The organism is Prevotellamassilia timonensis, assembly GCF_900106785.1.
GTDB classification, from domain to species: Bacteria; Bacteroidota; Bacteroidia; order Bacteroidales; family Bacteroidaceae; genus Alloprevotella; species Alloprevotella timonensis.
On record NZ_LT629840.1, the window covers coordinates 62,508 to 85,771 of the forward strand.

Annotated in this window: 15 protein-coding genes; 7 read left to right on the forward strand and 8 right to left on the reverse strand. The window is 51.9% G+C overall.

From position 1 onward, the window contains the following. Positions 1-106 precede the first annotated feature (106 nt). Complete coding sequence (locus BQ5453_RS01660; RefSeq protein ID WP_143033257.1) at positions 107-484, forward strand: ISAon1 family transposase N-terminal region protein; 378 nt, start codon at positions 107-109, stop codon at positions 482-484. A gap of 34 nt (positions 485-518) precedes the next feature. Next, a complete protein-coding gene (locus BQ5453_RS01665; protein ID WP_074027632.1) occupies positions 519-1,562 on the forward strand; it encodes a transposase in 1,044 nt (347 codons plus the stop codon). Positions 1,563-1,879: 317 nt separating this feature from the next. Here BQ5453_RS01665 and BQ5453_RS01670 read toward each other — a convergent pair whose 3' ends face one another. The 3 genes from BQ5453_RS01670 to recJ all read right to left on the reverse strand — a co-directional run bounded on the left by BQ5453_RS01670 (position 1,880) and on the right by recJ (position 6,650). Further along, a complete protein-coding gene (locus BQ5453_RS01670) occupies positions 1,880-2,779 on the reverse strand; it encodes a diaminopimelate dehydrogenase (RefSeq protein ID WP_022101614.1) in 900 nt (299 codons plus the stop codon). Positions 2,780-2,921: 142 nt separating this feature from the next. Further along, positions 2,922-4,880, reverse strand: coding sequence for a RecQ family ATP-dependent DNA helicase (locus tag BQ5453_RS01675; RefSeq protein ID WP_083361088.1), 1,959 nt, complete (start codon positions 4,878-4,880; stop codon positions 2,922-2,924). A gap of 51 nt (positions 4,881-4,931) precedes the next feature. After that, positions 4,932-6,650 (reverse strand): single-stranded-DNA-specific exonuclease RecJ, encoded by a 1,719-nt coding sequence (recJ, locus tag BQ5453_RS01680; RefSeq protein ID WP_071121873.1) that lies wholly within the window; start codon positions 6,648-6,650, stop codon positions 4,932-4,934. Positions 6,651-7,025: 375 nt separating this feature from the next. On the opposite strand from recJ, the gene BQ5453_RS01685 reads away from it, so the two are divergent. The 5 genes from BQ5453_RS01685 to BQ5453_RS01705 all read left to right on the forward strand — a co-directional run bounded on the left by BQ5453_RS01685 (position 7,026) and on the right by BQ5453_RS01705 (position 12,837). Further along, on the forward strand, positions 7,026-8,660 hold the full coding sequence (locus BQ5453_RS01685) for an ABC-F family ATP-binding cassette domain-containing protein (protein ID WP_071121874.1): 1,635 nt from the start codon (positions 7,026-7,028) through the stop codon (positions 8,658-8,660). A gap of 2 nt (positions 8,661-8,662) precedes the next feature. Beyond that, positions 8,663-9,448, forward strand: a complete 786-nt coding sequence (locus tag BQ5453_RS01690) for an EFR1 family ferrodoxin (RefSeq protein WP_083361089.1) — start codon at positions 8,663-8,665, stop codon at positions 9,446-9,448. Positions 9,449-9,737: 289 nt separating this feature from the next. After that, positions 9,738-11,087 carry an MATE family efflux transporter gene (locus tag BQ5453_RS01695; protein ID WP_071121908.1) on the forward strand — a complete coding sequence of 450 codons (1,350 nt, stop codon included), beginning with the start codon at positions 9,738-9,740 and terminating at the stop codon, positions 11,085-11,087. An 86-nt stretch (positions 11,088-11,173) separates the two neighbouring features. Continuing rightward, positions 11,174-12,430: a hypothetical protein gene (locus tag BQ5453_RS01700; RefSeq protein WP_071121875.1), complete on the forward strand. Its 1,257-nt coding sequence runs from the start codon at positions 11,174-11,176 to the stop codon at positions 12,428-12,430. 158 nt (positions 12,431-12,588) lie between these two features. Continuing rightward, the gene (locus tag BQ5453_RS01705) at positions 12,589-12,837 is read left to right on the forward strand and encodes a DUF6078 family protein (RefSeq protein WP_022101606.1); all 249 of its coding nucleotides are present in this window, start codon (positions 12,589-12,591) and stop codon (positions 12,835-12,837) included. Positions 12,838-13,043: 206 nt separating this feature from the next. On the opposite strand, the gene BQ5453_RS14270 is transcribed toward BQ5453_RS01705, so the two are convergent. The 5 genes from BQ5453_RS14270 to rpoB form a co-directional block, all read right to left on the reverse strand. Next, positions 13,044-13,220 (reverse strand): hypothetical protein, encoded by a 177-nt coding sequence (locus BQ5453_RS14270; protein ID WP_154668727.1) that lies wholly within the window; start codon positions 13,218-13,220, stop codon positions 13,044-13,046. Between the two features lie 181 nt (positions 13,221-13,401). Next, on the reverse strand, positions 13,402-13,887 hold the full coding sequence (locus BQ5453_RS01710) for a GNAT family N-acetyltransferase (protein ID WP_071121876.1): 486 nt from the start codon (positions 13,885-13,887) through the stop codon (positions 13,402-13,404). After that, the gene (locus BQ5453_RS01715; protein WP_071121877.1) at positions 13,884-14,816 is read right to left on the reverse strand and encodes a PD-(D/E)XK nuclease family transposase; all 933 of its coding nucleotides are present in this window, start codon (positions 14,814-14,816) and stop codon (positions 13,884-13,886) included. The genes BQ5453_RS01710 and BQ5453_RS01715 overlap by 4 nt, the downstream gene beginning before the upstream one ends. A 181-nt stretch (positions 14,817-14,997) precedes the next feature. Next, positions 14,998-19,275 (reverse strand): DNA-directed RNA polymerase subunit beta', encoded by a 4,278-nt coding sequence (gene rpoC, locus BQ5453_RS01720; protein WP_071121878.1) that lies wholly within the window; start codon positions 19,273-19,275, stop codon positions 14,998-15,000. A gap of 164 nt (positions 19,276-19,439) precedes the next feature. Further along, positions 19,440-23,252 (reverse strand): DNA-directed RNA polymerase subunit beta, encoded by a 3,813-nt coding sequence (rpoB, locus tag BQ5453_RS01725; protein WP_071121879.1) that lies wholly within the window; start codon positions 23,250-23,252, stop codon positions 19,440-19,442. Positions 23,253-23,264: the final 12 nt, after the last annotated feature.

Sequence of the window (23,264 nt, forward strand, 5' to 3'; positions counted from 1 at the left end):
CTGTGGAGGGCTGTGCAGATGCTAACCCAAAAACTGAGTTGCCAAACGATACATGATTGCCCAAAAGTAGTACCTTTGCACTATGAATCAGAATGGCAATAAAAATATGTATGAGGGCCTCGCCTCATATTTCCTCCCCGAAGGAGTTCTTAAATATTTCGAGGTGACAGACTTTGCAACACAGCGTACTCTGGACAAGGATGTTCTTTACACAACAGAGCTTCACATCTATCTGGATGAGCGCGACAATCGCACACCAGACATGAAGGATTCCGTGAGCAATGGTTTTGGGGAAGAATCATGTTTACTTGACTATCCAGCCCGAGACAAGAAGGCGGTACTTCACATACGAAGAAGGCGTTGGACAATGCCGGATGGCACAACAAGAAGTGTTGACCTTGACAAGGAGTTTGAACTGAAGCATAAGGGCACTCGATACGCGAAGGACTTCGCGCTTTTTTTAAAGAGGGCGAATGGACTCTGAGACGATAACCGCTCGTCAGATTGGTTATACGTACATGATTAACAGCTCCACGTTTGCCAAAAGATACAAGGACGCCCTGAGTAACTTCGAGACGTGGGAGCAGAAGGATCACGCATCCAAGTGGATTCTTATTCCGCAAAACGTAGGTAAGGAGCAAGGCATAGACGAGACCTCCCTCCAGGGCGAACTGTACACTATCGTTCACAACAAGGATGCCCATGGTCGCAAGGGTGCAATCATAGCAGTAGTCAAGGGAACGAATCCTGCTGACGTACTGAAGGTTCTCATGCAACTACCTGCAGATAAGCGTGAAATGGTTGAGAATATCACGATGGATCTCTCAGATTGCATGCGTGTCATAGCCCGAGAGGCATTCCCTAAAGCCACAGTCATACGTGACTGCTTCCATGTCGTAAAACGCGGTGGAGAGGGCTGCGAAGAGATACGCCTGCGCCTGAAACGAAAAGCCGTAAAGGAGGCGAACAGACAGAAGGCAGAGTTTCGCAAATACCTCGAAAATCTGGCAGCGCAGAGAAAGGCTTACCGCGAGCGAATGAGGAAAAGGCATGGGAAGAACTGGAAGAAGAGCAAGCGCGGAAGAAAGCCTATGAGGCTGAACACTCGCTTTGAACCCAAAAGGCTTGAAAATGGCGAGACTCTTGTAGAGGCACAGACACGATGTCGCAAGCAATTGTCCATGAGCCGAGAGAAGTGGAGCGCAACGCAGAAAAAGCGTGCGAAGATACTTTTCGCACTCTACCCAAAACTTGAAGAAGCATACAATCTGATCAACTCCCTTAGAGCCATATTCAGAAACAAGAAACTCACAAAGGAGACTGCCAAACAGAATTTCAAGGGGTGGTATGAGAAAGTGGCTTCCTGCACTCTGCGTGAAATCAAGTCCGTACGCGATACCATCAGATTCTATGAGGATGAAATCCTGAACTACTTTGACGGACGTAAGACTAACGCTTCAGCTGAATCGTTGAACTCAAAGATCAAATGCTTTCGTGCACAAGTAAAAGGAGTCATAGACATACCATTCTTCATGTATCGTTTAGCAACAGTTTTGGGTTAGCATCTGCACGGCCTACTCCACAGGGTTTGTCGGGTGCGCCAGGAAACGCTACCACTAATGGGGGCGACGCGTCTCGCGGGCATTTTTCAGCGGCCTCGTCCCGCGGAGAAATGCAATTGCTCATACACAAAATAAAGACTCACAGACAGCGCTAATTACACGCCTGTCTGTGAGCCTTTGTCTTAAATTCCGACGCGAGACGCGTCGCCCACATTAGTGGTAGCGTTTTGTGGTAGCGTCTCGTGCTTGCGTCTCGTGGTAGCGTTTGGTGCTTGAGTCCGTTCACGTGTTCACGTCTTGCCGGACAGCAACAAGTCTTATACCAAATGCTTGATATTCTCTTCGCGGTCGCCAGGCAGCAAGTCAATCACCGGCACCTCAACCATGGTGTAGCAACCAGGACGCTGCTGCATGGTGGCACGGGCCACACACACGAGCACCTGACCCGTAAGGGCGGGATTGTTGATGCGCATCACAAAGTCGAAGAGTTGGTTCTGCGTGGTGCCGCTCACACCCTTGCGGGTGAGGTGCACACCATGGCCCATGTCGATTACATCGTCAACCGAAGGCACAAGGTTGACATGAGTCTCGTCTGATGCGAAATAGGGGTCGGCCTTGATGGCAGCAGCCACCTTGTCAAAGTCGTAACCGTCCTCAATTTCGATGTACACCATACGGCGGTGAATGCCCTGGCCCGTAGGAATGGTCATTGAAAGCGCCTTTTTCACACCCTCAACAGCCTTGACAGCCACGGTGTGGCCCATCGACATGCCCGGACCAAAATTGGTGTAGGTGATGCCCTTGGGGGCAATGGCCTGCAACAGTGTGCGTACTACCGAGTCAGAACCCGGGTCCCAACCTGCCGAGATGATGCTCACTGCACCATGCTCCTTGGCCACAGCGTCGAGCGAACGGCGGAGGTCAACAATCTGTGTGTGAATGTCGAAACTGTCGACAGTGTTGATGCCGAGCGAAAGAATATCCTTGGCGTAAGCCTCAACGCTGCGTGTGGGAGTGGCAAGCACAGCCACGTCCACATCCTTGAGTTCGCGAATGTCCTTTACCACATCATATTTCTTCAACTCCTCAGGACAATTCTCAGCACCTTTGCGGCGAACGATACCTGCCACTTCAAAATCGGGAGCAGCCTCAAGGGCCTGCAGAGTGTAGTGGCCAATATTGCCATAGCCTACTACGGCTGCACGTATTTTCTTCATTTTGTCAGTTATTATGTTTTGTATTTGTAAAAAGCGCCACAAAGATACGTGTTTTTTAGAGTAATGCCACGGCAACAGTCTTTTTTTTGGCTTATTGTTAGCAAATTGCACACTTCGCCATTTGTGCACACCGGCGAGCGCGCTACCCCACCGCAATATTCACGCCGTCGAAAGTTATCTTACCTTCGTGCTGCAAACGGGCAAGGGCCTGAAGCAACACGCCATGCGCAAAGCCCGACTCCTTGAAATAGGCCAGCGGATAGGTGCGTCCAGCCTCAACCACGGTCATGACATGATGCGCAGCCTCGTCCACCTGTTGCGACTGCGGCATGGAGGCCGTCTCCTCCTCGCGCGCTATGCACACATCACAATAGCCGCAGTCGGGCCCGTCGTCATCAAAGTAGTGGAGCAGGAAGCGGCTGCGGCACATGTCGGTCTCGGTAAAGTAGCGTATCATGGCATCAATTCGCGTGCGGTACTGGTCGCGGCGCAGCTCATAGATGTCGGGCATAATTTGCACCTGGTCAGCATCGATGCGGCGGCAAGTGTAGGTTATTTGCGGTGTGTCCTTGTGTGGCACATAGTTCAGCACGCGCAGTTGGGTGAGGTGGCGCAAGTGGTTGTACACCTGCTCACGCGTCATGTCACACTTTTCGGCCAGGCGTTCCTCGTCAACGGGCACATAGTCGGCAAAAATGCCACAGGTATTGCGCATGATAATATTGAGCACGCGCTCCTCGGCAGAATTGAGGTAATCGATGCCATAAAGTTCGTCGCGCCGCACAAGGAAGATGACGCGCGAGGAGTTTTCGTCCTCCAGACTGAAATGTATGTACCCGGCCTGTGTGAGCAGATTAAGCGCACTGACCAGCAACACGGGGAAATGTTTGAACACGTGGCAAAAGCGTTCCATGTTGAAGTCGAAAGTGCGCCCCTCGGCCTCGCCTTCGGCTATTTGGAAAAACGAGGCCAAATCAGCATACACGCGCCGTATGTATGTGCGGTCGGGAAATGCCTGTGTCAAGTGCATTGACAGGCGTTTGGCATCTTCGCCATCGGTCAGCAGCACGCCGTAGGCCACTTGTCCGTCGCGTCCGCCGCGTCCGGCCTCCTGAAAGTAAGCCTCGAGCGAGTCGGGCACGTCCATGTGCACCACCAACCGCACATCGGGCTTGTCAATGCCCATGCCAAAGGCGTTGGTGGCCACCATCACCCTCACCTGGTCGCGCTGCCACGCCTGCTGGCGCGTGTCCTTGTCAAGCGAGGTGAGTCCGGCATGATAGTGCAGGGCCGTAATGCCAGCCTCGTTGAGTTTGTCGGCCACCTCGCGGGTGCCGTTGCGCGAGCGGGTGTACACAATGGCCGACCCGTCTACACACTGCAAGATGTGCAGCAATTCGGCAAACTTGTCGCCCGTGGGGCGCACAATGTAGTGCAGGTTGGGACGTGCAAAACTCATTTTATACACCTGCCCGTCCACGAAAGCCAACTTTTGCTGAATGTCGTCCACCACCATGCGGGTGGCTGTGGCAGTCAGAGCCAGCACGGGCACTCCGGGTAACAGCTTGCGCACCTCGGCTATGCGCAAATAATGCGGACGAAAGTCGTAGCCCCACTGCGATATACAGTGTGCCTCGTCCACCGTAATAAGGCACACCTTCATGCGACGCACCTTGTTCATGAATATTTCGGTGGACAGGCGTTCGGGTGAGACGTACAAAAACTTGTAAGCGCCAAATATGGCATTGTCAAGATGCTGCACTACCTCGCTGCGCGTCTGTCCCGAATAGATGGCAGCAGCCATAATGCCGCGCTGCCGCAGGTTCTGCACCTGGTCCTTCATCAAGGCAATGAGCGGGGTTACCACCAGGCACAGCCCCTCCATGGCCATGGTTGGCACCTGAAAGGTAATGCTCTTGCCGCCCCCTGTGGGCATGAGCCCCAATGTGTCGTGACCCGAAGCTATGCTGTTGATGATGTCGAGTTGTATGCCACGGAAACTGTCGTAGCCCCAATATTGGCGTAAAATGGCAATCCACTCCGCGCCGCGCCCCTCTGCAGTGGGCGTTACGGGAGTGGATTGTTTGTTACTTGTTGTCATGATAATGTGGCAATGTGTTAATATGACGCGTCTGCGAGCAAAGCGAGCGCATCATTGACAGGGCCTGATATCGTCTATCTGCAGTTGCACCTCGCCGCGCTTGTGGGTATTCTCCTCAATCGTATAGCAAATATCGAAAGCACGTTTGGTCTTAATATAGCGCGCTTGCGAACTCTGTCCGAAGGCTATGCCATTCATTACATTGTTGCTCTTGTTGTCCACCAATTCAAGTTTGATGTGTTCTTGTCCGCGGCCCACCACCTTGCTTGTGCCATAATCGTAAACACGCTTGGTGCAAAAGATGGGCTTGGCATTGCCCGGCCCGAAGGGCGCAAACTTGCGCAACTGCTGGTAAAAGCGGAAGGTGACATCCTTAAAGTCGAGCACGGCATCAATGTCGAGGCTCGCCTCAGTCTGCTCATCGAGTATGTGTGCTGCCACGTACGCCTCAAAGCGCCGGCTGAACTCCTCAACGTGTTCAACGGGCAAGGTGAGTCCGGCAGCATAGGTGTGGCCGCCAAAGTTTTCGAGCAAATCCTCGCAACTCTGCACAGCCTTGTACACATCAAATCCTGACACCGAGCGGGCCGAGCCCGTGGCCATGCCCTCAGAGCGCGTCAGCACCACGGCCGGACGATAGTATTGTTCCGTCAGGCGCGAGGCCACAATGCCTATCACGCCCTTGTGCCATGCCTCGTTGTAGATAACTATGCTGCGGCGGTTGTCAAGTCCGGGCAGGTCCTTCACCTGCTCCACGGCCTCCTCTGTCATCTGCTTGTCAAGGTCCTTGCGAGCCTCGTTGTACAGGTTGATGCGTCCAGCCTTTTCGAGTGCAGCCTGAAAGTCCTTTTCCACGAGCAGTTCCACAGCCTCCTTGCCGTTCTGCATACGTCCCGAAGCATTGATGCGCGGCCCTATCTTAAAGATGATGTCATTCATCGTCAGCTCGCGGTCAGCCAGTCCGCACACCTCGATAATGGCCTGCAGGCCAATGCTGGGGTTAGAGTTCAGACACCGCAGCCCATGATAAGCCAACACACGGTTTTCGCCCATCACCGGCACAATGTCCGATGCGATGCTCACGGCGCAAAGGTCGAGCAAGGCCATAAGTTTGTTAAACTCTATGCCATTGCTGGCAGCAAAGGCCTGCATGAATTTGAAGCCCACGCCACACCCCGAAAGGTGTGTGTCGGGATAGTGATTGTCGGTGCGCTTGGGGTTGAGTATGGCCACCGCGCACGGCAGCTGGGCGTCGGGCACATGGTGGTCGCAAATGATAAAGTCGATGCCCAGGCTCTTGGCATAAGCTATCTCGTCAATAGCCTTGATGCCACAGTCGAGCACCACAATCAGCCCCACCCCCGTTTGGGCGGCAAAGTCGATGCCTTTCTTTGATATGCCATACCCCTCCTCGTAGCGGTCGGGTATGTAGTAGTCGATGTTAGAGTAGTATTGTTGCAAAAACTTATACACAAGCGCCACAGCCGTACAGCCGTCCACATCGTAGTCGCCATACACGAGTATGCGCTCCTTGCGCCCCATAGCCAAATTTAAGCGGTCCACCGCCACCTGCATGTCGTCCATCATAAATGGGTCGTGCAATTCGGTGAGCTGCGGCCGGAAAAAGTGGCGTGCCTCCGCCTCGGTGCGTATGCCGCGATCGAAGAGCAGTTTGCCCAAGGCCGGGTGAATGCCCACCTGGCGGGCAAGCTCTTCCTCGGCAGCCGCAGTGGCCGGGTCGGGAGCCTCGTAGTTCCATTTGTAGTTCATGCTTATATGTCATTTTTTATTTTGCTGAGTGTAGAAACGTGGCACGCGCCACTTGCTGCAGCCCGGCTAAATTGCCCTGTCCGGCTGCTTGGCACGTGCTATATGTTGATGCGGGGGCGCACGCCGTGGTGTTCGGCCACGGGCCATTGGCCCCTACTTGTCCAAATTAGCAAGCTAAGGTAATAAGAAAATGTGACATACGGAGCAAGATTGGGCCAAGATGTTGGGCAGACGTTCAATTATGTGTAATTTTGCACCTAAATACCCGTTGGAGGGACCGTCAGCCGGCCAACCATTCTCTTGCCAGGCTGACACGACCGAACAAAAGCGTCACCGCCAACGCACATCATTCACTCTCAATTCAAAATAAAGCCAATGGTTTCAGTTGATGGACTTGCCGTAGAGTTTGGCGGCACCACCCTGTTCAGTGACATATCATTCGTTATCAACGACAACGACCGCATAGCCCTGATGGGCAAAAACGGTGCGGGCAAAAGCACCTTGCTCAAGATTTTGGCCGGTGTGCGCAAACCCACACGTGGCTCGGTGTCGGCCCCCAAAGACACTGTGATAGCCTACCTGCCGCAGCACCTCATGACCGAGGACGGGCGCACCGTGTTTGAAGAGGCAAGCCAGGCCTTTGCCCACCTGCACGAAATGCAGGCTCACCTTGACGACCTTAACCGCCAACTGACCGAACGCACTGACTATGAGAGTGAGGACTACATGGCACTGATTGAGGAGGTGGCTACGCTGAGCGAAAAGTTCTATGCCATTGACATGACGCACTTTGAGGAGGACGTGGAAAAGACACTGCTCGGCCTGGGCTTTGAGCGCACTGACTTCGACAGACAAACAAGCGAATTTTCGGGCGGCTGGCGCATGCGTATCGAGCTGGCCAAGATGTTGCTGCAAAACCCCGACGTGCTGCTGCTCGACGAGCCTACCAACCACCTCGACATCGAGTCGATCGGCTGGCTCGAGGACTTCCTTATCAACAACGGCAAGGCGGTGGTGGTAATCAGCCACGACCGCAAGTTTGTGGACAACATCACCACACGCACCATCGAGGTGACCATGGGACGCATCTACGACTACAAGGTGAACTACTCGCACTACTTGCAGCTGCGTGCCGAACGGCGCGAGCAGCAAATGAAACAGTACGAGGAGCAGCAAAAGATGATACAGGAGACCAAGGACTTTATTGAACGCTTCAAAGGCACGTATTCAAAGACTTTCCAGGTGCAGAGCCGCGTCAAAATGCTTGAAAAGCTCGAACTGGTTGAGGTGGACGAAATGGACACCTCGGCCCTGCGCCTCAAATTTCCGCCCGCCCCGCGCAGCGGCCAGTATCCCGTGACGGCCGACATGGTGGGCAAGGCTTTCGACGGTAAACAAATATTCAAGAATGCCTCGTTCACCATCAAGCGCGGCGACAAAGTGGCCTTTGTGGGCCGCAACGGCGAGGGAAAGTCTACCATGGTCAAGTGCATCATGGGACAACTCGAACACGAGGGCACACTCACCCTGGGGCACAACGTGCAGATTGGCTACTTTGCACAGAACCAGGCTTCGCTGCTCGATGGCGAGCTCACCGTGTTCCAAACCATCGACGATGTGGCCAAGGGCGAGGTGCGCAACAAAATACGCGACCTGCTCGGCGCCTTTATGTTTGGCGGCGAGGCAAGCACCAAAAAGGTGAAGGTGCTGTCGGGCGGCGAACGCACCCGACTGGCGTTGCTCAAACTGCTGCTCGAACCCGTCAACTTGCTCATTCTTGACGAACCTACCAACCACCTCGACCTGCGCACCAAGGACGTGCTGAAACAGGCTTTGGCCGACTTTGACGGCACGCTCATCTGTGTGAGCCACGACCGCGACTTCCTCGACGTACTGATCACACGCGTATATGAGTTTGGCGGCGGACAAGTGCGCGAGCATTTGTGCGGCATTTACGAGTTTTTGGAGAAGAAGAAAATGGCCGAACTGGCCGACCTGGAACGCAAGTGACAATGACTGGCAACAACCTGATATTTTACTTTTCGGCCACGGGCAACAGCCGCCACGTGGCCCAATGCCTGCAAATGGCCAACGGCGGCATACTGGTGCCGATGGACACCTGCTTGCTTGAGGGGCAGCACAAATTCAGCGTGGACGAAGCGTGCAGCGTGGGCTTTGTTTTCCCCGTCTACTTTTGGGGACTGCCCACCATCGTGGCTGATTTTATAGCAGCCCTGCAACTCGACGGCACACCGCAATATACCTATGGTGTGACTACCTACGGCACCTCGATGGGCGAGGTGCGCCACCAACTGCGCAAGGCTCTCGGGCTGAAGGGCATGGCGCTCGACGGACTCTTCGGGGTGCGCATGGTAGATGTGTGGACGCCCATGTTTGATGTGTCGGACCACGACAAATGCCTTAAACGCACACAAAAGGCCGAGGCACAAATTGACAAGGTGGCTCTGCAGATAGAGCACCACGAAGCTGGCTCACGCCACTGGACAGAGTTGCCGCATCTGCTGGCACAGCTTGAATACCGCCTCTACCCCAAGGCACGCCAGACGCGCCACTTTAGTGTGATGGACGACCGCTGCACGGGCTGTGGCTTGTGTGCGCGCAAATGCCCTACCAAGGCGATAGCCATGAACAGCCACAAACGCCCATTTTGGCAAAAGAGCGAATGCGCAGCTTGTCTGCGGTGTCTGCACCACTGCCCCCACTTTGCCATACAATATGGCAAACACACCGCCACACACGGGCAGTTTGTACACCCGTCCGAAATATACAATGTGTGATGGCGACACATTAGAATTAGTAAAACAAGTTGACGGGGTGACGGGGCTGCAGAAAATTAGCCCGACGCGAGACGAAGCTGCTGAAAAATGCCCCGACGCGAGACGCGTCGCCCCCATTAGAGATAGCATTTGGCGGTAGTATTTGGTGCTTGAAGAAACGCAAGCACTAATGGGGGCGACGCGTCCCGCGTCGGTTTTTTCAGCAGCCTCGGGACGCGTCGGTTTTTTCAGCAGCCTCATCACCCTGTCAACCCGTCAACCAACAATTCCGCCTTCGAACCACATCAACATGAAGCAGCGCGACAATTACATATTCCTGACACAAGCCCCCGTTCACAAAGTGATACTCACCATGGCCGTGCCCACCATCATATCGATGTTGGTGACAAGTTTCTACAACATGGCCGACACCTTCTTTGTGAGCAAAATCAACACACAATGCACCGCAGCAGTGGGCATTGTGTTCTCCATCATGTCGGTAATTCAGGCGATAGGCTTCTTCTTTGGTCACGGCTCGGGCAACTTCATGTCGCGCAAACTGGGGGCACGCCAGCTTGCCGAGGCACGCACCATGTCGGCCACCGGGTTCACCTACAGTCTGTCGTTTGGTGTGCTCATAGCCATCGCAGGCCATCTGCTGCTCACCGACCTGGCCGTATGGCTGGGCTCCACACCCACCATTCTGCCGTATGCCAAGCAATATTTGGGCATTGTGCTGCTCGGAGCGCCCTTTATGACAGCATCGCTCACCATGAACAATCAAATGCGCTTTCAGGGCAATGCGGCCTATGCCATGTACGGCATACTGACTGGCGCCGTGCTGAATGTGGCACTCGACGCTCTGCTGATATTTGGTTTCGGCATGGGCATTGCCGGAGCTGCATGGGCCACCGTCATCAGCCAAGGTTGCAGCTTTGGCATACTGCTGTACATGACACGCAAAAATGGCGGCATACGCATCAACCTGCGACATTTCACTCCAAAGCTTTCATACGTCAAGGAGATAATTTTTGGCGGCACGCCCTCACTCTCACGCCAGGGCCTGGCCGCCCTTTCTACCATCGCGCTCAACCTTTCGGCCGGTGTGTATGGCGATGCCGCCATTGCCGGCATGAGCATTGTCACAAGGTTCTGTTTCTTCATCTTTGCCATTATCATCGGTCTGGGCCAGGGCTTTCAGCCCCTGTGCGGCTTTTGCTATGGCGCCAAGCTCTACGCCCGCGTCAAGGAGGGCTTTACCTACTGCATCAAAATCGGCACATGCTTTCTTGCCATGTGCGCCATTGCGGGCTTTGCCTTTGCCCCCGACATTGTGGCCATGTTCCGCCACGACCCCGAGGTGGTGGCAGTGGGCTCAGCGGCCATGCGGTGGCAAATGGTCACCTTTGTGCTACTGCCCACCATCGGCCTGACCAACATGCTGATGCAAACCATACGCAAGCCCATACGCGCCAACCTGGTGGCTGCAGCACGCAGCGGACTTTTCTTTATTCCCCTTGTCATCGTTTTGCCACGCTACTTCGGGCTGATGGGGGTTGAAATGTGCCAGGCGTGCAGCGACGTGTGCTCATTTGCCATCTGCGTGCCCATAGCATGGACTGCCTTCGGAGAGATGAAACGCGAACTGGCGCAACGCTGAGCCGACACCAACTACATACTGGCGCACCACATTGGAGCCGCTTTATCACATCTTTTTTGTACATTTGCGCAGACAACAACACAAAAATGAATTATCTGACCCGCTTATTGCTCATAACGGCCATAACCTTTGCCACAACACTAAAGGCCACGGCACAAACCGACTCGCTTATTTACAACACCGACTACCCGACCATCGTGGCTGACGATCGGAACGAACTGCGCATCAACGTAGACGGCATGGCCTTTTTCCGCGACAACGAATATAACACCAAGGACGCGGTGAAGGGCTACACGCTGCCGGGCGTGTGGCTGCAGCCCAGCGTGAGCTACCAGCCCCTGCGCAACCTCAAACTGGAGCTGGGGGCCTACATGATACACTTTTGGGGAGCCAACCGCTACCCTAACGCCAACTATACCAACCTTGAACGCGCCGAGGCACAAAACACTACCAAAGCCTTTCACTGTGTGCCGGTGTTCAGAGCCAACATGCAGCTTACGCCAAATGTCAACGTCGTGCTTGGCTCACTGTATGGCAAAACGGCACACGGGCTGGCCGAACCGCTCTACAACGACGAGATGAACATCAGTTCCGACCCCGAAACGGGGGTGCAGGTGCTATGGCACAACTCGTGGCTGCACTTTGACACGTGGGTTAACTGGCAGGACTTTATATTTAAGAATGACGACAATCAGGAGCGCTTTGTCTATGGTTTGTCGGCCCGCTTCAACCCATCGCGCAAGGCTGCACGCTGCCAATGGTACTTGCCCGTACAACTGCTCATGCAGCACATTGGCGGCGAGGTGAACACCGAGGCACCTGACCGCATGATTAAGACATGGCTCAACGCCGCAGCTGGCGTAGGACTGAATGTGCCTCTGCGCACCAAACTGCCCGTAACCCTGGGTGGCGAGGTGTTGGGCGCATACTTCAGCCAGCAGAGCGGCACGGTGTTGCCATACAACAGTGGTCAGGGCTTGCTCGGACGCGTGCAAGCCCGCGTGTGGCACTTCGGACTGTCGGCCGGCTACTGGTGGGCGCACAAGTATATTCCGGTGTATGGCAGTCCGCTATTCAGCGCCATGAGCACAAGCGCCGAGGGGGTGACACTGCACGACCCGCGCATGCTCATGCTGCGGGCCGAATACGCCCAACAGCTGGGGCGCGGATTTGCTTGGGGCGTGCGCCTCGACTATAATGTGCACAACGCAAGCAGTATCACCCGCAAAACGGAGAATATGATTGAAACGGGACGCCGCACCACCGACTTTGCAGCGGGCATATACTTGCGACTGTCGCCAAGTTTCCTTATCAAAAAGTTCAAGACGGAGCAATCACACTAAAAGCACGTTCTAAAAAAACGGCATGACAAGTGCCGCAGACTCAAAAGTTTTTATTACTTTCGCACTGATTTCGACATACGGCTACTGCACACGATACGAAACTAACCGCTGTAGCAAAATGCCAGGGTATGACGACTTTTATATTAACAAACACAGAAATGGACGCAAATAATACAAACAAAACACACGAGGGACTGGCCCAAGGCATGTCTAACATTTACGACGAAGTTAGCACATCGGTTGCCTCAGCCATCAAACAAGACTTAGTTGAACACTTTGGCAAGGGACTTTACTACCACCTCAAAAATGGCGAAAAGCCCATCAACGCCGAGCAGCAGGCTTACATAGCCGAAACATTTGCCAAGCACGGTGTGACAACCTCGCCCGTTTACGACAAGATGCTGTAACGACAACACTCAACACACTATACATCACCCCCTACACACTATATCACAATGATGCAAAGCGTCTCGGCTCACACTTATGCGAGCCGGGACGCTTTGCATTATCTCGTCATAAATTATATTTACAGCTGTCCGGACGCATGTTTACGTTTGGGCGGACACAAATATAAAACTATACGGTCTGTATGGGAAGCTTGCAAAAGGACAAACTATTCCCCATCAGTGTTTGACCAGTTGTCGCTACACCATGCTTTCGAGTTCGAGAGTTGGGGCTTGTCTGACTTTGTATTTTCAAAAGTCAACCTTGGTGAGATATTGTTGAGAATGTTGCTTCCCATTTCAAAACGAATGGCATTCGTCGCGGGAGTGAGATACTTCTTTTTCATTTGACTTCTGTAAGGCTTAGCTAGAGCCTTTTTAATTTTTCCAATTTCCCCTATTTACACTCTTATTGCGATGCAAAACTAATAATATACTTCTTACTCGCCCAATTATTCCTGATTGATAACCATAAAAGCGTTATTTATCGCACGCCACCTACAAATCGGGCATACAAAGTGTGTACCCTTACACGAGCAGCAGCTCAAAGTCTACCACATCGAGCATGCGGCCAAACTTGTAGCCTACGCTTTCGAAATGGGATACTTGCTTGAAGCCCATGGCGCGATGGAAGGCCATGCTGTGGGTGTTTTCCTCGGTAATGCAGGCTATGAGGGCTTGGACACCAAGCTGGCGGGCATCGGCCACAAGGCGCGATATCATGCTGCGGCCTACATCATGACCTTGTGCCTCGGGGGCCAGGTAGATGGTGACCTCGAGGGTGCGGGCATAGGCGGCACGGGGTTTCCAGGCGTGCAAGTAGCAGTAGCCAAGCACTTGGCCCTGGTGCTCGTAAACGTAGTAGGGATAATCGGCCGAAAGGGTGACGATGCGGCGGCGCATCTCGTCAACACTCACGGGCTCTGTTTCGAAGGTGATGGTGGTGTGGGTTATGAAGGGGGTGTAGATGTCGGTAATGGCCTGGGCATCATCGGGGGTTACTTTACGTATCATTGTACTGATGCTATTTGAGCTTCGGTCAGATTGGTTATTTTCATTATGCTTTGTGTGTCCATGCCGGCTTGCTTTAGCTTGGCAGCCATTTGCAACATGTCCTCAAGGTGCTGCGCTTCGCGCCCTTGGGCTATGCCTTCGGCAAGGCCCTCGGCTCGACCAACTTGATAACCGTCAAAACGACTCGTTTCGAGCAGACTGCGTTGGGTACGCACAGCCTCCATGTGGCGCAAGTAGGCACTGCGATCGTTTGCCGACAGGCCGTCGAAACGCATACACTCACGCGCACGCTGAAGTCCGGGGGCTGTTGTACTTTCGGATATTTCGCCCGTCTTCAAGTAGGCTATCCACTCGTCCAAAGGTGTCTTGGCCACTTTGTCGAAATCGTTAACACGCAACACATAATATTCGGGGAAGAGGTCGCCAGCCTCTTTGCGCTCGAACCTTTCACCCTCGTCCTGGCCAAAGAAGGCCTGGCTTTGACGCACCGAAAGTTTTAGCACATCATGCGGCTCATGCAAACCATGGAATGTTGTTTTACCATGGTACACATAGTCGTTGCCCTGTCCAAGGTCGAAATAGACAATGTTCACGGAGTAGACCTTGCGCACCTTGTCATAGTCGTCGCCTAAACCTATGTAATCGGTGATGGCCTTTGACACGCCATATAGCATGCGATGGAAATAAGCCAACTCACGTGTGTTCTGTATTTCTACTATTATGAGTTCTTGCTTGTCGTTCTCGGCCAATATGTCGACACGGTTAAATTTGTCGTCCCCAGCGTCTTGATTCGATTCGCTCTCAAGAAACTTGACGATCGTAACTTTCTCACCAAACAACGAGGTGAGCAAGCCTTCGATCACTGAATGATTGGCTTTGTCACGCAGCAAGCGCTTCATGGCCCAATCAAAACGTATGTAGTTTGTCATAACGTGTTGTCTTACATTTTATTGCACAAATGTACGTATTTTGCCGTTCTTGCGCAAATCATAACACCTTGCTTGTGACGTATGCACACAAAAAAACGCCCGCATGCGCTCCTCGAATGGAACGCTTGCGGGCGTTTTACATTATATGTTATGCTAACAGGTGTGCATCAAAGCACCGAACTTAAGCTTGCTCTTCTTCGTCGGCAGCGGCTTTGGCTGCTTGAGCGCGCTCGTATTCTTCCTTGTCGGCAACGACAATCTTGCTGAACTCGCGCAGACCTGTACCGGCCGGAATGAGGTGACCGCAGATAACGTTCTCCTTCATACCTTCGAGGTAGTCGGTCTTGCCACTGATTGCAGCCTCGTTGAGCACCTTGGTAGTCTCCTGGAAGGAAGCTGCCGACATGAAGCTCTTGGTCTGGAGGGCTGCACGGGTGATACCTTGCAAGATTTGGGTTGAAGTGGCGGCCTCGGCATCGCGTACCTTGACGAGCTTGAGGTCACGGCGCTTGAGCTGTGAGTTCTCGTCGCGGAGCTTGCGGGCTGTTACAATCATACCCTTCTTCATCGTTTCGCTGTCGCCAGCGTCAACGACTACCTTCTTGCCCCAGATGCGGTCGTTCTCCTCGGCAAAATCGAGCTTGTCTACGATCTGCTGCTCAAGGAAACGGGTATCGCCAGGTTCGTTTATCTGTACCTTGCGCATCATCTGACGCACAATTACCTCGAAGTGCTTGTCGTTGATCTTCACACCTTGCAGACGGTAAACGTCTTGTACCTCGTTAACAATGTACTCTTGTACTGCCGTGGGGCCCATGATAGCGAGAATGTCGCTCGGGGTGATTGAACCATCTGAAAGTTTGGTTCCAGCACGCACGAAGTCGTTCTCCTGTACAAGTATCTGCTTTGACAGGGGCACAAGATACTTCTTCACCTCGCCAAGCTTTGAGGTTACGATGATCTCGCGGTGGCCACGCTTTACATTGCCCATGCTGATCTCGCCATCGATTTCGCTCACCACAGCAGGGTTGCTCGGGTTGCGGGCTTCGAAGAGCTCGGTTACACGGGGCAGACCACCGGTAATATCACCAGCCTTACCTACAACACGCGGAATCTTGACCAAGATGTCACCAGCCTTGAGTGACTGGCCGTCCTCAACCACGATGTGACCGTTGATGGGGAAACTGTAGGTGCGGATTATATCGCCATTTTCGTCGAGTATGTTACAGTTTGGCACATGTGTCTTGTCTTTTGACTCAATCACAATGCGCTCACGCAAACCAGTTGCCTCATCTTCTTCGACACGGTAGCTGATACCTTCTGTCACGTTTTCGAACTGTATCTTACCAGCTGTTTCGGTTACGATTACAGCGTTGAAGGGGTCCCACTTGGCAACGACGGTATCCTTGTCAACGTGCTGGCCTTCATCAACGAAGAGTTCTGAACCATAAGGCACGTTCTGGTTTGAAAGTACGATGCCTGTATTTTCGTCGACGAAACGTACTTCGGCCAAACGTCCGACAACAATCTTGCATGCCTTGCCTTCCTCGTCGTGCGACTCTACTGTGCGGAGTTCATCGAACTCTACGCGGCAGTCGCTCTTGGCCTTGATTGTGGCATTGGCAGCAGCGTTCGAAGCGATACCACCAGCGTGGAAGGTACGGAGTGTAAGCTGGGTACCCGGCTCACCGATTGACTGTGCTGCGATGACGCCGACGGCCTCGCCCTTTTGTACCATGCGGCTGGTGGCAAGGTTGCGTCCGTAACACTTCATGCAGACACCGTGCTTGCTCTCGCAAGTGAGCACTGAACGTATTTCAACGCTCTCGATTGGTGATGCCTCAATTTCGGCTGCGATGGGTTCGGTTATTTCCTCACCGGCTGCTACGATGAGCTTGCCTGTTGTGGGGTTGATTATATCGTGTACAGACACACGACCGAGGATACGCTCTGAAAGTGAAGATATTACTTCGTCGCCATCCTTGAGGGCTGTGCAAACGAGGCCACGCAATGTGCCGCAGTCCTCTTCGGTGATAATCACATCGTGAGATACGTCGACCAAACGACGTGTGAGGTAACCGGCGTCGGCCGTCTTCAAAGCGGTATCGGCCAAACCCTTACGGGCACCGTGGGTTGAGATAAAGTACTCAAGCACTGACATACCCTCCTTAAAGTTTGAAAGGATCGGGTTTTCAATAATCTGTGCGCCTTCGGCACCTGCCTTCTGAGGCTTGGCCATCAAACCACGCATACCGGCAAGCTGTGCAATCTGGTCGGCAGAACCACGGGCACCAGAGTCAAGCATCATGAACACAGCGTTGAAACCTTGGTCGGCCTCGGTCATCTGCTTCATCAATGTCTTCTTGATGTCGGTGTTTACGTGTGTCCATGTATCAACAACTTGGTTGTAACGTTCTTTGTCGGTGATGAAACCCATGTTGTAGTTCATGGTGATTTGTTCAACCTCCTCGTTACCACGCTTTACGATGTCGGCCTTTTCGTCAGGTATGATGATATCACCCAAGTTGAACGAAAGTCCGCCTTCGTATGCCTTGCGATAACCAAGATTCTTGATACCATCGAGGAAGTCGCAAGCACGTGCCATACCTACGGTCTTGATAACCTTTGAAATTATGTCGCGAAGCGACTTCTTGGCTACAACGCAGTTGATGAAGCCACATTCATCGGGAATGATGCCATTTACAATGACACGACCGACTGAAGTCTCGACAAGATGCTTGATTTTTGCACCACGCTCGTCGATGTCGTCTACCATCACCTTGACAGGAGCGTGCACGTCAACACGACGCTCGTTGAAGGCGATGATTGCCTCTTCAGGACCATAGAATGTAAGGCCCGAACCCTTTGCGCCTGGACGCAACTTGGTAATGTAGTAAAGACCAAGCACCATATCCTGCGAGGGCACTGTGATAGGCGCACCATTAGCGGGGTTCAAGATGTTGTGGCTTTGGAGCATGAGCATCTGTGCTTCGAGCACAGCTTCATTGCTCAAGGGAAGGTGAACAGCCATCTGGTCACCATCGAAGTCGGCGTTGAATGCGGTACATGCCAACGGGTGCAACTGTATGGCCTTGCCTTCAATCATCTTGGGTTGGAAAGCCTGAATACCGAGACGGTGAAGTGTCGGCGCACGGTTGAGTAGGACGGGGTGTCCCTTCATAACGTGTTCGAGGATATCCCAAATGATAGGTTCGCGACGGTCAACGATCTTCTTGGCGCTCTTTACAGTCTTTACAATACCACGCTCTATGAGCTTACGTATGATGAAAGGCTTGTAAAGTTCGGCGGCCATCAATTTAGGCAGACCGCACTCGCCCATTTTGAGTTCAGGACCTACAACAATTACTGAACGTGCAGAATAGTCGACACGTTTACCAAGCAAATTCTGACGGAAGCGGCCAGCCTTACCCTTAAGCGAGTCTGAGAGTGACTTGAGAGGACGGTTGCTGTCGCTCTTCACGGCCGATGACTTGCGCGAGTTGTCGAAGAGGCTGTCAACCGACTCCTGCAACATACGCTTTTCGTTACGCAAAATAACCTCGGGGGCCTTGATTTCGAGCAAGCGCTTCAGACGATTGTTGCGTATTAACACGCGACGATAGAGGTCGTTAAGGTCGGAAGTGGCAAAACGGCCACCATCGAGCGGTACGAGCGGACGCAAATCGGGTGGAGTGACAGGGATAACCTTCATTATCATCCACTCGGGTTTGTTGCGGTCACGGCTTGTACGGAAAGACTCTACGACCTGCAGACGCTTCAACGCTTCGTTTTTACGTTGCATCGACGAGTCAGAGTTAGCACGGTCGCGCAACTCGTATGAGAGACTGTCAAGATCAATGCGTTTGAGCAGGTCGTATACGGCCTCGGCACCCATCTTTGCAATGAACTTGTTGGGGTCTGTATCCTCAAGGTACTGATTTTCCTTCGGCAACTTCTTTACAAGATCCAAGTACTCGTCTTCGGTCAAAAGGTCGTTCTCGGCCACATCATCAGCGAGCACACCCGGCTGGATAACCACATAGCGCTCGTAGTAGATGATAGAGTCAAGTTTTTTGGTAGGTATGCCCAACAAGTAACCAATCTTGTTAGGAAGTGAGCGGAAGTACCAGATGTGAGCCACTGGAACGACCAACTGAATGTGGCCTGCACGCTCACGGCGCACTTTCTTCTCTGTCACCTCAACACCACAACGGTCACACACGATGCCCTTGTAACGAATGCGCTTGTATTTGCCGCAGTGGCACTCGTAATCCTTTGTAGGACCAAAAATGCGCTCGCAGAACAAGCCGTCACGTTCTGGCTTATATGTACGGTAGTTGATGGTTTCAGGCTTAAGCACCTCACCATACGAATTTGCCATGATCTCCTCAGGCGAAGCCAGACCGATGGTAATCTTCGTAAAGTTGCTCTTTATCTTATTATCTCTTTTGAATGCCATTTTTGTAGAAATGATTGAGAGTGGGAATGTTGTGTAGTTTTTAGTTTATAGGTTATAAGGCTAAGAAGTTTATATCATAATGGTCCCGCACCTCTGCCTGAAAACCATCAGGCTTAGCACGACGGGATTACTTTATAACCTTATAACCCTATAACTTAAAAACCTTAGTCGAGCGTAATGCTCAAGCCCAAGCCGCGGAGCTCGTGAAGCAACACGTTGAGTGATTCGGGGATACCCGGAGTTGGCATCGGATCACCCTTGACAATGGCCTCGTACGCCTTAGCACGACCTGTAACATCATCAGACTTGATGGTGAGGATTTCCTGAAGCACATGCGAAGCACCGAATGCCTCGATGGCCCAAACCTCCATCTCACCAAAACGCTGACCACCGAATTGGGCTTTACCACCAAGCGGCTGTTGCGTGATGAGTGAGTACGGACCGATTGAACGGGCGTGCATCTTGTCCTCAACCATGTGACCAAGTTTCAACATGTAGGTAACACCAACTGTAGCCTTCTGGTCAAAAGCCTCACCCGTAGCACCATCATAGAGCTGCGTTGAGCAGTAGCGGGGCAGACCAGCCTTGTCAGTCCATTCGCAAAGGTCCTCAAGCTTGGCACCATCAAAGATAGGAGTTGCAAACTTGACACCGAGTTTACGTCCGGCAGCACCGAGTACAGCCTCGAAAATCTGTCCGATATTCATACGCGAAGGCACACCCAACGGGTTCAGCACGATGTCGACGGGAGTACCATCTGCGAGGAACGGCATATCCTCCTGACGCACCACCTTTGACACGATACCCTTGTTACCGTGACGACCGGCCATCTTGTCACCAACACCAATCTTACGTTTCTTGGCAATGTAAACCTTGGCTTGCTGTATAATTCCTGAGGGCAGATCATCGCCAATGGTAATGGCAAACTTCTTGCGCTTCAAGATAGCGTCGAGCTGATTGTACTTCTTCAAATAGTTGATAACCAACTGACGGATCAGTTTGTTGGCGTGTTCGTCATCAGTCCACTCATGAAGTTCGACAGAAGCATAATCAAGCGCACTGAGCACAGCCTTGTTGAACTTGATACCCTTAGCAATAACCTCAGAACCTACGTTATCCTTAACGCCCTGCGATTCCTTATCGCTGATAAGAGAGAGCAACTTGTCAACCATCAAAGCCTTCAAGTCGTTGGTGTCCTTCTGGAAGTCGTCGTCAAGCTTCTGAAGCGTAACCTTGTCGGCAGCCTTTTCTGTGCGAGACTTCTGCACACGGGCAAAAAGACGCTTGTTAATGACAACACCAGCCAACGAAGGATTAGCCTTAAGCGAAGCGTCCTTCACATCACCAGCCTTGTCACCAAAGATGGCACGGAGCAATTTCTCCTCAGGAGTAGGATCGCTCTCACCCTTCGGCGTAATCTTACCAATAAGTATGTCGCCAGGAGCTACACGCGCACCAATACGTATAATACCAGTGTCATCCAAATCCTTGGTTGCGTCCTCACTTACATTAGGAATATCATTGGTAAACTCTTCCATACCACGCTTCGTCTCACGTACTTCGAGTGAATACTCGTCTACATGAACAGAAGTAAGTATGTCTTCACGAACCATACGTTCGTTAAGCACAATGGCATCCTCGTAGTTGTAACCCTTCCAAGGCATGTAAGCCACAAGCAAGTTACGACCAAGAGCCAATTCACCATTTTCTGTGGCATAGCCTTCAGTAAGGATATCGCCCTTCTGCACCTTCTGTCCCTTGTTGCAAATAGGACGGAGGTCAATGGTCATATTTTGGTTGGTACGGCGGAACTTCGGAATTCTATATTCCTTTACATTGGATTCGAAACTTACAAATTCCTCATCTTCGGTACGTTCATAGGCAATGCGGATAACATCTGCATCAACATATTCGATCACGCCATCGCCTTCGGCAGTAATCATCGTACGCGAATCCTCACATACCTGCTTTTCGATGCCTGTACCTACAATAGGAGCCTCGCTGCGAATAAGGGGCACTGCCTGGCGCATCATGTTCGATCCCATCAACGCACGGTGCGCATCATCGTGTTCCAAGAACGGAATGAGAGATGCAGCGATTGAAGCGATCTGCTGCGGCGAAACGTCCATCAATTCAACCTGTGAGGGTGGCACGACAGGATAATCGGCATCCTGACGGCACTTAACTTTATCGCGAATAAATGAACCATCGTCATTCAACGGAGCATTACCCTGGCCGATAATTTTTCCTTCCTCCTCCTCAGCAGAGAGATATACAATGTCATTATTGTCAAGGTCAACCATTGAGTTCTCCACCTTGCGGTAAGGAGTCTCAATAAATCCGAGGTCATCAATCTTAGCATATACACAGAGTGAAGATATAAGACCAATGTTCGGACCTTCAGGCGATTCAATAGGACAAAGACGACCATAGTGTGTATAGTGTACGTCACGAACCTCGAAACCGGCACGCTCACGAGACAGACCACCAGGACCAAGGGCCGACAAACGGCGCTTGTGCGTAACCTCAGCCAAAGGATTGGTCTGATCCATAAACTGTGACAAGGCATTGGTGCCGAAGAATGAATTGATAACGCTCGAAATAGTCTTGGCGTTAATCAAATCAGTCGGTGTGAACACCTCATTATCACGCACATTCATACGCTCACGAATAGTGCGGCTCATACGGGCCAAACCAATAGCGAACTGGTTTGAGAGCTGTTCACCGACGGTACGCACGCGACGATTACTCAAGTGGTCAATATCATCTACCGTAGCCTTTGAGTTAATCAACTCCACAAGATACTTGATAATCTCGATAATGTCCTCACGTGTCAGCACACGCACGTCCATGTCTGTATCAAGATTCAGTTTCTTGTTTATACGATAACGTCCAACCTCACCCAAGTCGTAGCGTTTCTCAGAGAAGAAAAGGTTGTTGATAACCTCACGTGCCGATGCATCATCTGCAGGGTCGGCATTACGCAACTGGCGGTAGATATAATTAACAGCCTCCTGTTCAGAGTTGGCAGGGTCCTTCTGAAGTGTGTTGAAAATGATAGAATAATCAGTTGAAGAGCCCTGTTCGGGGTGTACCCAAATAGTTTGTTCGCCCGAATCGAGAATGATGTCAGCGTTCTCAGGCGTAATTTCACTCTCACGATCAAGCAACACCTTTGTACGCTCCATCGACATCACCTCACCAGTATCAGGATCAACAAAGTCCTCAAGTGTTGTAGAGTTAACACGTGCAGCCAATTTGCGACCGAGCAACTTCTTCAAGTTGGTCTTGTTGACCTTATACTCCTCTGCAAGATTGAAAATCTGGAGGATATCCTTATCACTCTCAAAACCTATGGCACGGAGCAAAGTCGTTACGGGCAACTTCTTTTTACGGTCGATGTAAGCATACATCACATTGTTGATATCCGTAGCGAATTCGATCCAAGAACCCTTGAACGGAATGATACGTGCAGAATAAAGTTGCGTACCATTAGCATGCACACTCGAGCCAAAGAACACACCCGGTGAACGGTGAAGCTGCGACACAACCACACGCTCTGCACCATTGATAATGAATGTGCCATTGTCAGACATGTAAGGTATAGAACCCAAGAACACGTCTTGAACAACAGTATCAAAATCCTCGTGGTCGGGGTCGGTACAGTAAAGTTTCAGTTTAGCCTTAAGAGGCACACTGTAAGTCAGTCCGCGCTCCAGACACTCCTGAATGCTATAACGTGGTTCATCGATATAATAATCGATAAACTCCAATACAAAGTTGTTGCGAGTATCAGCGATAGGGAAATTCTCAGCAAAAACTTTGTACAGGCCGTCGTTCTTACGCAATTCACTTGGTGTGTCGAGCTGCAAGAAATCTTTGAAAGACTTTAACTGAACGTCCAAGAAATCAGGATAAGGCATCGGATTCTTTACGGACGCAAAGTTTACACGGTTATTTATTACGGTAGAAGACATTCGTCGAAAATG

Coding starts and splice junctions, on each gene's coding strand:
- BQ5453_RS01660 (WP_143033257.1), top strand. CDS start 107: ATGTATGAGGGCCTCGCCTCATATTTCCTCCCCGAAGGAGTTCTTAAA.
- BQ5453_RS01665 (WP_074027632.1), top strand. CDS start 519: ATGATTAACAGCTCCACGTTTGCCAAAAGATACAAGGACGCCCTGAGT.
- BQ5453_RS01670 (WP_022101614.1), bottom strand. CDS start 2,779: ATGAAGAAAATACGTGCAGCCGTAGTAGGCTATGGCAATATTGGCCAC.
- BQ5453_RS01675 (WP_083361088.1), bottom strand. CDS start 4,880: ATGACAACAAGTAACAAACAATCCACTCCCGTAACGCCCACTGCAGAG.
- recJ (WP_071121873.1), bottom strand. CDS start 6,650: ATGAACTACAAATGGAACTACGAGGCTCCCGACCCGGCCACTGCGGCT.
- BQ5453_RS01685 (WP_071121874.1), top strand. CDS start 7,026: ATGGTTTCAGTTGATGGACTTGCCGTAGAGTTTGGCGGCACCACCCTG.
- BQ5453_RS01690 (WP_083361089.1), top strand. CDS start 8,663: ATGACTGGCAACAACCTGATATTTTACTTTTCGGCCACGGGCAACAGC.
- BQ5453_RS01695 (WP_071121908.1), top strand. CDS start 9,738: ATGAAGCAGCGCGACAATTACATATTCCTGACACAAGCCCCCGTTCAC.
- BQ5453_RS01700 (WP_071121875.1), top strand. CDS start 11,174: ATGAATTATCTGACCCGCTTATTGCTCATAACGGCCATAACCTTTGCC.
- BQ5453_RS01705 (WP_022101606.1), top strand. CDS start 12,589: ATGGACGCAAATAATACAAACAAAACACACGAGGGACTGGCCCAAGGC.
- BQ5453_RS14270 (WP_154668727.1), bottom strand. CDS start 13,220: ATGAAAAAGAAGTATCTCACTCCCGCGACGAATGCCATTCGTTTTGAA.
- BQ5453_RS01710 (WP_071121876.1), bottom strand. CDS start 13,887: ATGATACGTAAAGTAACCCCCGATGATGCCCAGGCCATTACCGACATC.
- BQ5453_RS01715 (WP_071121877.1), bottom strand. CDS start 14,816: ATGACAAACTACATACGTTTTGATTGGGCCATGAAGCGCTTGCTGCGT.
- rpoC (WP_071121878.1), bottom strand. CDS start 19,275: ATGGCATTCAAAAGAGATAATAAGATAAAGAGCAACTTTACGAAGATT.
- rpoB (WP_071121879.1), bottom strand. CDS start 23,252: ATGTCTTCTACCGTAATAAATAACCGTGTAAACTTTGCGTCCGTAAAG.